Raw genomic sequence first — 12,404 nt, 5'->3', positions numbered from 1 at the left:
CCGTTGGCGATTTCGAGGGCCTCCTTGAGAATTTCCCCTTCCATCGTCTTCTTGCCCAGAAGGCGCTGTAATTCCTTCACCTGAGCCTGAAGCGCGCGGTATTCCGAGGCAGGGACAACCTCTTCTTCGGCTGCGGTGGCAACCAAGGCACCCTGCGATGCAAGTTTGCGCCACGCGAACAGCTGGTTAGGCGCAATGCCATGACGACGGGCGACCAGACTGACCGTCGCGTCCGCCTCGTAGGTTTCGTGGACAATCGCAAGCTTCTCCGCTGTACTCCAGCGTCGACGCCGCTCAGGGCCGGAAAGAATTTCCATCTTAATGCTATTACCAGTCATAATGTGAACAGTAGTCCTATCACTTATTTAAGTGGCAGAAACTGTCCGGGCAATTAGGGGGCTATTCCAATCCGGCTATGCCGTTCCTGTTCACGCAGGTGACAACATCGGACGATATCGACGCGCTTTATGCTTATCTGATGACGATACCGCCGATTGCGGTCGCCAATAAGCGCAATAGTGCTATTTTCCGCCTTCCAGTCCGGCCTTTTGTGAATTTCTGGGCGCTTCTCAATTTCCCCAAGCGCGAAGCACCACACAATGACCAGCGATCTGCTGACTGGAATAGAGGCGCGTATCTGGTTGAAGGCCTGGCGCATTGTGGTGGATGTCACACGCCGCTCAATCTGATGATGGCTCCTGACTTTGCGCGCAATCTGCAGCGCGGCATATTGGAAGGCATGGTCGCGCCCGACGTCACGCAGCCGGTTCTGACACGTCAGGGTTTCGATATTCGGGCATTGAGCCAGTATCTGAAAACGGGCATTGCGGCGCAGGGAACGTCGTTCGCTGACATGAACACGGTGACTCATTTTTCCACCAACGTCATGTCCGATGAGGATATTCGTGCGATCGCCACTTATCTCCTGACGGATATCGACGGCAATATTCCGGTAGTAAAACCTGAGCCCGAAGCTTTGCCGCAGGCCGTTACGCTGCCTTTGGATAGCGACATGGACAAGGGCCGCATGGCTTATATTTCGGCCTGTGCGGATCAATCCGCATCTATATTGAGCGCGCAGACTGGGATCTGTTGCGACAACTCAATGTGGAACGTGGCGCAAGGCGCGCTGTTGCCGTAATGACCGATCTGGATACTGGCGCGAACCGCCCTATCCGCAACGGCAACGAACTTCCCGCTTCATTCCGATCAACCATCGGGCAAAGCTTCGCGCGGGGAGTATCGTCCCTTGTCGAGACGGATAATAAAACGCTGTTTTGCAATATGCATCTTCCCAGCCCGCGTTTCGTGATCATAGGCGCGGTCCACATCGCGCAGGTGCTGGTGCCAATGGCGCGGATGGTGGGTTATGAGGTCGAAATCATCGACCCGCGCACGGCCTTCGCCACAAGACAACGCTTTCCTGATAGCACCCTGTATGCCGAATGGCCGCAGGATATATTCGCCGCACATCCGCTTGTTCCCTATACGGCGGTAGCCGTCATGAGCCACGATCCGAAGATCGATGACGCCGCGTTGATCGCCGCCTTGCAGGCGCGGTGCTTTTATGTCGGCGCGTTGGGCAGCCACAAGAGCCACGCGAAGCGCCTGCAACGGCTTGAAGCGATGGGCATGGACCCTGCAAAACTGGCGCGTATAGAAGGGCCGATAGGTTTGGCTATCGGCGCAACCAACCCGGCGGAGATTGCGGTTTCCATACTGGCGCGGCTGGTCCATTCCCTCCGCCAGCCAGATGTATCACCCGCGGCCGGAATGAAACGTCCGACTTTCGATGATTCCGTGTTGGTCTTATGACGGGCAATTTTGCTTCTTATTAATATTTGCTATCGCAAGAATTTCTTACGTCTCCGGGCTAAGTGCGGCTATCATGGCAGTAATACTTATTAACTCCCACTTTCTGCAGTCTTGACAGTTTTCTAGTTCCGGCTCTACCTTGAAGTCATGCTGAAGCTCACCGCTGAAGCGAGGGGAGGAATTCATGACTAAAGGTTCAATGTTTAATGGGCTGGGTCTAGGTTCAATTTCGCGACGCCAGTTTCTAACGACCAGTGCAGTCGGGGCCGGCGCCCTGCTTTTACCGTCTTTGCCGTCTTTTGCAGCAGATAAGCCGAAAATCGGTCTTGTCATGAAATCGCTCGCAAACGAGTTTTTCAAGCAAATGCAGGCGGGCGCAGAAGAATATGCTGCCAAAAATACAGATAAGTTCAGCTTTGCTGCCGTTGGCATGAAAGACGAGCGTGATTTCGCTGCACAGGTCGATGCGGTGGAAAACTTCATTACACAGCAGTTCAATGTGATTGTCTTAGCGCCAGCCGATTCCAAAGCCATGGTCACGCCTGTGAAAAAGGCGCTGGAAGCTGGTATCAAGGTCATCAATATCGACGTTGCACTGGATGAAGAGGCGAAGAAGCAAGCCGGTATCGATTTGGCCTTCTTTGGGCCCGACAATCGTGAAGGCGCGAAACTGTCCGGCATGGCTCTGGCCAAAGAGCTGGGTAAGGGCGGCAAGGTTGTTATCCTTGAAGGTAATCCGGAAGCTGATAATGCCAAGGAGCGCAAGAAAGGCTTTGACGATGCTGTTGCCGAAGGCGGTTTGACACTGCTGGATTCCAAAACGGCGCATTGGGAGACGGAAGAAGCCAATACGCTTATGACGAATTTCCTGACGCAGTATCAGGACATTCAAGGCGTTATGGCTGCCAATGACTCCATGGCGCTGGGTGTCGTAAAGGCGCTCGATGCGGCAGGAAAGGCGGGCCAGATCAAGGTTGTCGGCTTCGACAATATTCCAGCCGTCCAGCCACTGATCAAGGATGGCAAAATGCTGGCGACAATCGACCAGTTTGGCGCTCAGATGGCGGCGATGGGCGTTGATTATGGCCTTAAGGAACTCGCGGGTGAGAAATTCTCCGGCTGGGTCAAGACGGATATCAAGCTGATTACAGCCAAAGATCTCTAGGAACTCGCAAGATAGCGAGGCCGCATCGGTAACTACTCCGTTGCGGCTTCCCGCTATTGGAGCAGGCAGGAGAAGTCATGCAAGCAGCCGACGCGATCTTGAAACTGGATAACGTTGGCAAGACCTTTCCGGGCGTCGTCGCGCTGGACGGTGTCAATCTGCAACTGATACGCGGCGAAACGCATATCATTCTTGGTGAAAATGGGGCTGGAAAATCGACCCTCATCAAGCTGCTCGCGGGCATATATCAGCCCGACGCGGGCGAAATTTTCCTGAATGATCAGCCCTATCGGCCTAAAACGCCACATGACGCGCAAGTTCAGGGCATTCGCATCGTTCATCAGGAACTCAACCTACTCCCACATCTTTCAATAGCAGAAAATCTGATGCTGGAGAGCCTCCCACGGCGTTACGGCATTGTGGATCGCACAGCATTGAATCGGCGTGCCGGGGAGTTGCTGGACGAGGTTGGTCTGGCCCTTGATCCCCGGACGCTCGTTTCCGAATTGGGCGTTGCTCAAATGCAATTGGTCGAAATTGCAAAGGCGCTCGGCTATGATAGCAAACTGCTGGTTCTCGACGAACCGACGGCGACGCTGACCCCGCCGGAAATTGACCGGCTCTTTGCCATTATCGGGAGACTGAAGGCCAGGGGCGTGACCATTATCTATATCTCGCACCGCCTGCACGAAGTCTTCGAGATCGGTGATCGGGTCACTGTGTTGCGTAACGGTCGGTTGGTTGAAACGCGACCCTTACTAGGGCTCAGCGTGCCTCATCTGGTCCGCATGATGATTGGCCGGGATATTGCTGACGAGTATAGTTTTGACTCGTCCATCATGCCAGGTTCGGTTGCGCTGGAAGTTCAAAATGTTACGCGTGCGGCACCAACAGCAGCCGTCTCCTTTTCGGTACGTCAGGGCGAAATTCTTGGTGTGGCAGGTCTGGTTGGATCGGGCCGCACTGAAATCATGCGCGCGATTTTTGGCGCCGATCCTAAAGGCGGTGGACAAATTCGGGTGGATGGCAAGCCCGTCAATATTCGCGACCCCAAGGATGCCGTCAGAAACGGGCTAGGGTTCCTCACCGAAGATCGGAAGGGGCAGGGGCTAATGCTAGACATGCCTGTCGACATAAACGCCACGATTACCGATCTGAAGAAGATATCGCATGGTGGATTCCTGGACAAAGGGGCGGAAAAAACTGCGGTTACGAAACTGGTCGAACAGCTGCGGATCAAAACGGCATCGATCGACACGGCGGTACGCGATCTGTCAGGCGGAAACCAGCAAAAGGTGGTGCTCGCAAAATGGCTGTTTCGCGGCTCCTCGACACTGATACTGGATGAGCCGACACGCGGTGTTGATGTCGGCGCCAGACGCGAAATCTATCAATTGCTCTGGATGCTGGTTGCAAACCAGAAGGCGATCATCATGATCTCGTCGGATTTGCCGGAGCTCATCGGCATGTGCCACCGCATCATTGTCTTCTCCAACGGCAAGCTGGTGGGAGAGCTGCCCCGGTCGCAATTTGATCAGGAGCGTATTCTCTCACTCGCCTATCAGGAGCATGTCAACCATGATAGATAAGACTTCAATTTCCGAGAAACCCGTTTCAGCCGACCGTCAGAAATTGAAGCGTTTCTTATTGCGAGACGCTGGTGTCTTTCTGGCTCTGTTATTGATCACCTTGGTATTTTCCTTCACCGCGCCTTATTTCGCCACATCGGGAAATGCGCTGAAGATATTCGTTCAGATTGCCATCAACACGGTTCTTGCGGCGGGCATGACTTTCGTCATCCTGACTGGCGGCATTGACCTCTCCGTAGGTTCGGTGCTTGCGCTATGCACTGTCGTTGGCGCGCTCATCATGACTTCGGGTCTGGAACCGGCCTTATCAATACCGCTCGCCGTTCTGGCCTGCATTGCAGTTGGTGGATTTTGCGGTTTCATCAATGGCAAAGTATCAACCTTCTGGAAGATACCTTCGTTCATTGTGACGCTTGGTATGTTGAATATTGCTGCTGGCGCGGCGCGGGTAGTGTCCAACAACTCAACGATAACAGGACTGCCCCAAGGCTTTGTCGATTTCGGTAATCTGATAATCGGCGGCTTCCTGCCCTCGATTTTCCTCGTTGCAGTGGCGGTGATTTTTGTTGGCTGGTTCATACTACGGTTTACTGTTTTCGGTCGTATGATCTATGCAGTCGGGGCTAATGACGAGGCGGTTCGTCTATCGGGGCATAATCCGAACACATATAAAGTTGCGGCCTTTGTCATTTCAGGTATCACCGCTGGCATTGCAGCAATTGTCTATTTGCTGCGTCTGAATATTGGCAGCCCGATTGCCGGTGTTGGCTATGAATTGAACGCAATCGCAGCAGTTATTATTGGCGGAACCAGCTTGTTTGGCGGGAAAGGCTCTATCGTTGGCACACTCGCAGGCGCCTGTATTCTTCAGGTTCTGGCCACAGGTCTGCAATTGCTCGGCATTGGCGACAATTACAAACCAATCATCATTGGTGCGGTGATTATACTTGCCGTGATTGTCGATACCTACCGAGAAAGATTGCTGCGGCGCATTCGCTGATGCGCCGCCCAATCCGATAAAAGAGAGCTATGTTTTAATGAGGTCGGCGGCGATCCTCATGGGTGGGCACCGCTTTCATTCAGAGCTTTCTGGTTCTTTGTCTGGCTTTCCCACAAACCAATTCCGAAGAGAATGGCGGTTGTGAGCCATCCAAGAGTCAGGAGATCCGCCATTTGACCGAACGGTGCAATGAGGGCCACCAAGACAACACCCGCGATATGGGAAAGCGGTAAACGGCCATAGACGACATATTTATAAATGGCGCTGCCAACCAGATAGATAGCGGGGCCGATTGCGATGACGAGAATCTCAGCGAAACTCGCGTGTTCGGCGGGATGCTCCATGGCAAGATCGTTACCAACGGCGCTCACGATAATACCGAATATCAGAATGGCGTGGATATAGTGGAAGTAGGCGCCAATCTTGCCCGGATCGCGGGCTTGCGTGATGCGCGCGGTCGCATCCTTGCTCGAGGTGCCGAAATAGAGCCACCACATCGCAATGGTGCCGAGAAAAGTGGCGAGCATGGCGGACAGCTCGGCAGTGTTCCAGTTTTCCGCACCTGCAAGTGTGGCTCCCGTCGCCAGAAGGCTTTCACCCAGCGCAACAATAACAAAGAGTTGGCAGCGCTCCGCAAGATGCCCGCCCTCAATGGTCCAGTCGCTGACCTCAGAGCGACCCATTCCCGGCAACGCAAAGCCGATCATGGGCGAACCATACTCGCAGAGAACGGCGACGATCCAAAGCGCCAGTCGCAGTTCACCTTCAGCAAAGGCACCGCCGATCCAGAAACAACCAGAAATGACAAGCCAGCCCAGCATTCGCCGGTAATTGGCTGTCAGCGGGTGATTACTTCCCAATTGCCAGACGATGAAGCCCGTTCGCCCCAGTTGCATTGCAACATAGCAACTAGCAAAAATAAGGCCGCTTTTGCCAAACGCATCCGGTATCGAGGCTGCCATAACCAGCGCCAGCGCCATACAGCAGAACAAGACAAAGCGCAGTTTGGGCTGCTCGGGATTAAACCAGTTTGTGACCCAGCACGTATATTGCCAGCCGAGCCAGACGGCGAACCACAGGACCAGCGTTTCAAGCGCGCTCCAGGCTGTCAAATGATGAAGCAGCGTATGGCTAAGCTGCGTGACCGCGAAAACATAGACGAGATCGAAGAAAAGCTCTTCATACGTGACATGCGCATGGTGGCCGTCTCGCAGACGCAAAAGTGGATGAACTGATTGGCTCATGGATTATTCCCCAGAATGTGGAGCATCAGATAATGAGTGCCGAATTCGAAACGAACGGAGGAGAGCAATCGGCCGGGCGATCAGAATCGACATAAGCATGTCCGTCCCCTTAACTCAAAGCGGCACCTGCAATTTTCACATTATCCTAGGTTGTAGAAAGCGGAAATACTTAAGAGATAACTTATTTGTAGCCGACGTCATTTTCGGTGGCTTATCGGTTCCACAATCAGACGCATACCCTACCCATTTGGATGTAGACAGATTGCCGTCTCTTCTTTTGTGATAATTCAAGGCACAATAGCTGTAATGCAAAGAATCCTGGAGAACGTCGAGCGTTGCAAGCTTGCGAGGAGAAAGGGTGATGACCGAGCTACGTCCCATATCCAATGAGAATGATAGCCTGAACGTGGGCGGCATCCAAAGTACCGCTTTGGGTACAGCCGCCGGTCATCTCGCACTCGTGCCGACGTGGCTCCCCTTCGATGTAGCATCTGCTTCGCCCGGTAGTTCCGCCGGAAATGGCGGGATGGGAATGAGCGTCGGTGTGATCAGCAGCGACGCTTTGGCCGTTTTCGTTCCGTCCAATACCGCAATTGCTGGTCCGGGGGGCGAGGCAGGTGCTGACCAGTTCAACAATGCACTGATTAATCAGCATGTCGCCGAAATGGCAGGGATGGGCGGTGATGGCGGAAACGGCAATGCCGCGATCGGCAGCACAGAAGGCGCTACATCCAACCATGCTGGAAGCGGCGGCGACGGTATTTTTCTTGGCGGGCTTGTCAGCTCCAATGTCGCAGTGTTCGCCCCGGTCAATACGGCGGTTGCGGGCGGAGCTCATTCCGTAGCGTCCGCCAATCAGAGCAATAACGCCGCCTTTCTGCAAGGCGCTGACCAAATGGGGGGGATTGGTGGATCAGGCGGTGACCACAACTATGCCGGGTCCGTTTCAGCATCGCCCATACATACCGATACGGGCAGCACCTATGTGTTCACTGGCGATAACTATGCCGGACATGGCGGTGCGGGCGTTTTCGCAGGCACCATGATCGACGTGAATGTGGCGATCTTCTCGCCTATCAATATCGCCGTCGCGGCTGCTGGCGGCAATGCGGATGCACACCAAACGAACAATGTCATCTTCGATCAGGGTGGTACGCAGATCGCCGGGATCGGCGGTAACGGCGGTGGGTTCAACTTGGCGTCAGATACCATTTTCACGGGCAATTCTGCTGCGGGAGGCGGTGGCAATGGTGTTTCAAATGGAAGTCTGGTTGACGTGAATATCGGCTACTTCCATCCGATCAACATTGCAGTTCCAGCTGGCGGCACAGCTGATGCCCAACAGGTAGACCATTTGCTTGTCGACCAGCATGCACTTCAACTGGCGGGTATTGGTGGTGCCGGTGGCCACGACAATTTGTCGGATACAAGCCACGATGCGCTTGCGCACGATATTCTTGCACTTCTCCATGCATGATCAGCGCGCGCGGACCCACCCTAAAGTAGATATCCGAATTTCTAGCTATTCCCGAATGATCAATACGCGCAATCTTTAAGCGCGGTCGGGTCCCCGATTTCGCGACGCCTGTTTATGGGCGCTTTGGGAGACCAGGACTGAAGTTCAACCGAAACAGGGCAGGGGCCATAACAGGGAGGAATAAAGCGATGCCTATTCCACAAGTATCCGACACAATTCATCTCAGTGACGTGCATGCCGGTGATGCCAATGCCGGTAACGGCGCTGATGGCTATAACTACGGTAATATCAACTATAATCCGAGTGCAGTTGTTGCCAACACGCAAAGCGTGGCGGGCGCAACAGTAGACGTGCATAGCGGCGATTCCCCCTGGTTAAGCGCCAGCTGGGATGCAGGCCATGCCGGTCATGGCGGTGGAGCCGATGCAGCCAATGGCTTTCTCGCCAATATTACCAATCATGGCGATGGCGGAGCCGGTGGTGACGCGAACTCCAATGGCAGTCTGGGCTCGTCAAGCGGCGGCAATGTAGGGGCAGCGACTGCCGATACAAGCGCTGTTCAATATACTGAGCTTCTTGCGGACCAGCACGCCACTATTCTTGCAGGGGTTGGCGGCAATGGTGGTAACGGAAATATGGCACGCGGTGGCGATATCTCGGCCGCGCTCGTGCACTCAAACCCGGAAACCCACACGACAACGACGACGACCAATGACATCGCGAGCTTTGCTAATAGTTTTAACGACAACTTTCACGATATTGATCTGAGCCACATGCCGATCTGATCGGTAGTTGGCTTCAGATTGAATCATTGGAAAATTCGATCTGGGAGCAACGGCTTCGGCCGCTGCTCTCCCGTTTTACCGGTTTCCACAAGGCTGATGGTGCATTGCGAGCATTGGAGGCGGTTGCAAGGGGCTGGTATGTCAACGGAGATTGGACGATGACGGCGGCATTTGCGCAACCACGCTATACGGTGACCCCACTGGTCGCAGCGCTCCGTCGGTGTTACGCCGCCTTTGGGTTGGTCTTCGCCTATAGCTGCGGATACAATATTTTTCTGCTCGCACCTTCCATCTATCTTCTCCAGATTTATGATCGCGTTTTGTCGAGCCGCAGTGTCGACACGCTGTTGATGCTGACAATCATCATCGCCGTGGCGGTTGTGGTTGGGTCTTTGCTCGATATCGTGCGCCGCGCCGCATTGTCCCGGATCGGTAGTTGGCTCGATCACCAGTTGCGTCCTATCGTCATGAACGCATCGTTCGAATATGCGGCACGCGCTGATGCGGGAGCCGCCGCAGAACATTATCGCGACCTTTCGGTTCTGCGCCAGTTTCTGGATTCGCCCTCCTGCGCGCTTTTGTTCGATCTGCCATGGGCCCCGGTTTTCCTTGCATTACTTTTTCTGGTTCACCCACTGCTGGGCTTCATTGGGCTGGGCAGCGCCTTGATCCTGCTCCTATTGGCGTTGCTGAACGAGCTTGTGACACGTGAATTGAATGAACAGGCAAATCTTGCGCAAGCGCGAAGCCATTCCCGCTTCATCATGGCGCTGAAATATATTGGCGTTATTCGCGCTATGGGCATGCAGCATGGTGCGGCTCACCTCATCTATCGAGATGCTGAAGCTGTCAGAGCGGCTCAGGACAGTGTGATACGCAGGACCGAGGTTGTTTTAGCGTTTTCGAAGTCGGTACGCACGCTGACCCAAATTCTGATGATGGGTGCTGCGACTTGGCTCGTGCTTCAAAACAACAGCAATCCCGGAATTATTTTTGTAGCCAGCCTGCTGCTTGGACGTGGACTGGCGCCGGTCGAGGGCGCAATCGGAGCCTGGCGCGCGCTTGCTTTCGTGCGCGGTGCATTCAATCGCCTGAACCGGATGCTCACGCTTATTGTTCCTTGTGAGGACAGGCGAACCATTCTTGTTCCGGAACCGAGGGGCCAGCTGGTTCTCGATAATGTCGGCTATCGGCTCCCGTCATCGGATCATTTCATTTTGCGGGGCGTCTCGTTTCAGGTTGCCGCGGGCGATTGTGTGGCGCTGATCGGGCCGTCCGGTTCGGGTAAATCCACGCTTGGGCGGATTCTGGCGGGCGTTTCACGGCCGACATGCGGATGCGCTTTTCTGGGTGGCATCGACATCGCCTTGTTGCGCCATTGTGACAATGCCCGTCACATTGGTTATCTTCCGCAAGACATTGAGCTCTTCGGCGGTGCAATCAAGGATGTCATTGGTCGGCTTGATGGATCCGACCCTCAAAAGGTGATTGAGGCGGCAAAACTGGTCGGGCTGCATGAGGCGATTATGCGGTTGCCCCAAGGTTATGATACAGACATTGGAGAAGGAGGGAGCCTGCTTCTTCGGGCACAGCGCCAACAATTGGGACTGGCGCGCGCAGCTTATGGCAATCCGCCTCTCGTTGTGCTCGACGATCCGAATTCTAGCCTCGACTATGAAGGCGAGCGCCTGTTGTTTGACGCCATTGAGCGCATGAAATGCAGGCAGATAACCATTGTGATCATTACCCATCGAATGGGCATATTGCCCGTCACGGACAAGATTGCCGTGATGCGTGATGGTATGGTCAGCGCCTTTGGTGATAGCGAGAAAATTTTCGATGCTTTCCTTCGCGTTCCTGCCAAAACCGGACCATGAGGGGGCAATGCAATGGCGCTGGTCTATCTTGATGTTCCATTGAAGGTCGTGAACGCGTTCAAATTCCGTCTGGAGCTGGTTGCGCAACAGCTGATGCTGTGGCGGCTCGCATCTCCACCGATACTTGTAGACCAACGCAAAACATTGCCAGCGCCGGTGACCTCCCGGCCAAGGTTGCGCGGGGTTGCCTGGACTGGAAACTTGCTGGTTTTGACGTTTTTAGCCGGGTTTGGTCTGTGGGCAATTCTTGCGCCACTCAAAAGCGCGGCAGTTGCTGTGGGCATCGTCGAAGCGGAGACCAGTCGTAAAACCATTCAACATCTGGAGGGCGGTATCGTTCAGCAGATTTATGTCCACAACGGAGATCTGGTTTCTTCCGGGCAGGTGTTGATCAAGCTTGATGATACCAAGCCGAGAACGGAGCTTGTCGGCCTTCAGGGCCAGTTGTGGGATGCGGAGGCAAGCCGCGCGCGGCTGGTCGCGGAACAGGGAAACGAGGCGCAGCTCGCGTTTCCGCCGGAGCTGGCGCGACTTGTTTCGCATAATCCGGCAGTCAGCGCGATTGTTGTTGGCCAGCGGAGAATTTTCGAAGCGCGGCGTGATGTCTATCGATCCGAAATTGCTATAACGCATGAAAAAATGGAGCAGGTGAAACAGGAGATCACCGGTCTGGTAGCCCAAAAACTGGCGCTGTCGTCACGGGTGGAGATTACCCGTCAGCAGTTGGACATGATTGATCCGCTGGTCAAGAAAGGTCTTGAACGCAAAACAAGCCTGCTGAACCTCGCGCGGGAAAAAGCGGACCTTGATGGACAATTTGGAGAAACGACGGCTCAGATTTCCCGTGCTTACCAGGTGATCAATGAAGCGCAGGCCAATCTCATCAAACTGGAAAGCGACCGGCAAAATGAGATCGCAAAGGAACTGCGCGACACTGAGAACCAGCTGTTTTTGTTGAACGAGCGATATCGCGCCATTGATGATCAACTAAACCGTACGGCGATTAAGGCACCAGAGGCGGGCATTGTTATGGATTTACGTATTCATACAACAGGCGGAGTGATTGGCGCAGGCGAACCGTTGCTCGATCTTGTGCCACAGGACGGCAATATGGTTGTGTCTGCACATGTCAGACCTGAAGATATCCATCTTGTTCATCAGGGGCTGAATGCGCAGGTACATCTTCTACCCTATGATCAGCGACGCGTGCCGCTTTTGAAAGGGAGGGTCACTTATGTTTCTGCTGATCGCCTGTTGGATAAGGTCACAGGTCAGCCCTACTATGCTGCAACGATCCAGGTCACCGATGATGAATTGTTGCAGGCAGGGGATATAGAGATGATCCCAGGAATGCCGGTGCAAGCTTTGATCGAAACTGGCCAAAGTAGCGTCGCTCTTTATGCCGTCAGGCCTTTGCTGGATAGCTTCCATCGTGCATTCCGCGAGAATTGA

11 protein-coding genes are annotated in these 12,404 nt (G+C 54.2%); 9 read left to right on the top strand and 2 right to left on the bottom strand.

The genetic code is table 11. From position 1 onward, the window contains the following. On the bottom strand, positions 1-338 hold a 338-nt coding region (locus QBD01_RS17325), incomplete at its 3' end, for a transposase (RefSeq protein ID WP_280993842.1). 77 nt (positions 339-415) lie between these two features. On the opposite strand from QBD01_RS17325, the gene QBD01_RS17320 reads away from it, so the two are divergent. The 5 genes from QBD01_RS17320 (at position 416) to QBD01_RS17300 (ending at position 5,569) form a co-directional block, all read left to right on the top strand. Further along, entirely contained in the window at positions 416-1,141 is a 726-nt protein-coding gene (locus QBD01_RS17320; RefSeq protein WP_280993841.1) for a cytochrome c, read from the top strand. Next, entirely contained in the window at positions 1,141-1,815 is a 675-nt protein-coding gene (locus tag QBD01_RS17315; protein WP_280993840.1) for an XdhC family protein, read from the top strand. The genes QBD01_RS17320 and QBD01_RS17315 overlap by 1 nt, the downstream gene beginning before the upstream one ends. Positions 1,816-1,999: 184 nt before the next feature. Beyond that, positions 2,000-2,980 carry a sugar ABC transporter substrate-binding protein gene (locus QBD01_RS17310; RefSeq protein ID WP_280993839.1) on the top strand — a complete coding sequence of 327 codons (981 nt, stop codon included), beginning with the start codon at positions 2,000-2,002 and terminating at the stop codon, positions 2,978-2,980. 77 nt (positions 2,981-3,057) lie between these two features. Beyond that, complete coding sequence (locus tag QBD01_RS17305) at positions 3,058-4,569, top strand: sugar ABC transporter ATP-binding protein (protein WP_280993838.1); 1,512 nt, start codon at positions 3,058-3,060, stop codon at positions 4,567-4,569. Next, positions 4,550-5,569, top strand: a complete 1,020-nt coding sequence (locus tag QBD01_RS17300; protein ID WP_280993837.1) for an ABC transporter permease — start codon at positions 4,550-4,552, stop codon at positions 5,567-5,569. Before QBD01_RS17305 ends, QBD01_RS17300 begins: the two co-directional genes overlap by 20 nt. Positions 5,570-5,625: 56 nt before the next feature. Here the strand turns inward: QBD01_RS17300 and QBD01_RS17295 are convergent, their stop codons facing one another. Further along, complete coding sequence (locus QBD01_RS17295) at positions 5,626-6,813, bottom strand: low temperature requirement protein A (protein WP_280993836.1); 1,188 nt, start codon at positions 6,811-6,813, stop codon at positions 5,626-5,628. Between the two features lie 361 nt (positions 6,814-7,174). Here QBD01_RS17295 and QBD01_RS17290 point away from each other — a divergent pair, with 361 nt between their 5' ends. From QBD01_RS17290 to QBD01_RS17275, 4 genes are all read left to right on the top strand, one after another. Beyond that, the gene (locus QBD01_RS17290) at positions 7,175-8,290 is read left to right on the top strand and encodes a hypothetical protein (RefSeq protein ID WP_280993835.1); all 1,116 of its coding nucleotides are present in this window, start codon (positions 7,175-7,177) and stop codon (positions 8,288-8,290) included. 188 nt (positions 8,291-8,478) lie between these two features. Next, positions 8,479-9,075, top strand: coding sequence for a PE-PGRS family protein (locus tag QBD01_RS17285; protein WP_182521598.1), 597 nt, complete (start codon positions 8,479-8,481; stop codon positions 9,073-9,075). A gap of 158 nt (positions 9,076-9,233) precedes the next feature. Further along, positions 9,234-10,952, top strand: a complete 1,719-nt coding sequence (locus QBD01_RS17280) for a type I secretion system permease/ATPase (RefSeq protein ID WP_182521597.1) — start codon at positions 9,234-9,236, stop codon at positions 10,950-10,952. Between the two features lie 12 nt (positions 10,953-10,964). Continuing rightward, complete coding sequence (locus tag QBD01_RS17275; protein ID WP_182521596.1) at positions 10,965-12,404, top strand: HlyD family type I secretion periplasmic adaptor subunit; 1,440 nt, start codon at positions 10,965-10,967, stop codon at positions 12,402-12,404.

Origin of the sequence: Ochrobactrum sp. 19YEA23 (assembly GCF_029909865.1) — a bacterium.
In the GTDB taxonomy this organism is placed as follows: Bacteria; Pseudomonadota; Alphaproteobacteria; order Rhizobiales; family Rhizobiaceae; genus Brucella; species Brucella gambitense.
Note: the sequence above shows the minus strand (reverse complement) of the source record. Positions and strands in the feature narration are given on the sequence as shown.

Bases quoted from the DNA above. Each gene is read 5' to 3' on its own strand.
- QBD01_RS17320 (WP_280993841.1), top strand. From the start codon at position 416: ATGCCGTTCCTGTTCACGCAGGTGACAACATCGGACGATATCGACGCG.
- QBD01_RS17315 (WP_280993840.1), top strand. From the start codon at position 1,141: ATGACCGATCTGGATACTGGCGCGAACCGCCCTATCCGCAACGGCAAC.
- QBD01_RS17310 (WP_280993839.1), top strand. From the start codon at position 2,000: ATGACTAAAGGTTCAATGTTTAATGGGCTGGGTCTAGGTTCAATTTCG.
- QBD01_RS17305 (WP_280993838.1), top strand. From the start codon at position 3,058: ATGCAAGCAGCCGACGCGATCTTGAAACTGGATAACGTTGGCAAGACC.
- QBD01_RS17300 (WP_280993837.1), top strand. From the start codon at position 4,550: ATGTCAACCATGATAGATAAGACTTCAATTTCCGAGAAACCCGTTTCA.
- QBD01_RS17295 (WP_280993836.1), bottom strand. From the start codon at position 6,813: ATGAGCCAATCAGTTCATCCACTTTTGCGTCTGCGAGACGGCCACCAT.
- QBD01_RS17290 (WP_280993835.1), top strand. From the start codon at position 7,175: ATGACCGAGCTACGTCCCATATCCAATGAGAATGATAGCCTGAACGTG.
- QBD01_RS17285 (WP_182521598.1), top strand. From the start codon at position 8,479: ATGCCTATTCCACAAGTATCCGACACAATTCATCTCAGTGACGTGCAT.
- QBD01_RS17280 (WP_182521597.1), top strand. From the start codon at position 9,234: ATGACGGCGGCATTTGCGCAACCACGCTATACGGTGACCCCACTGGTC.
- QBD01_RS17275 (WP_182521596.1), top strand. From the start codon at position 10,965: ATGGCGCTGGTCTATCTTGATGTTCCATTGAAGGTCGTGAACGCGTTC.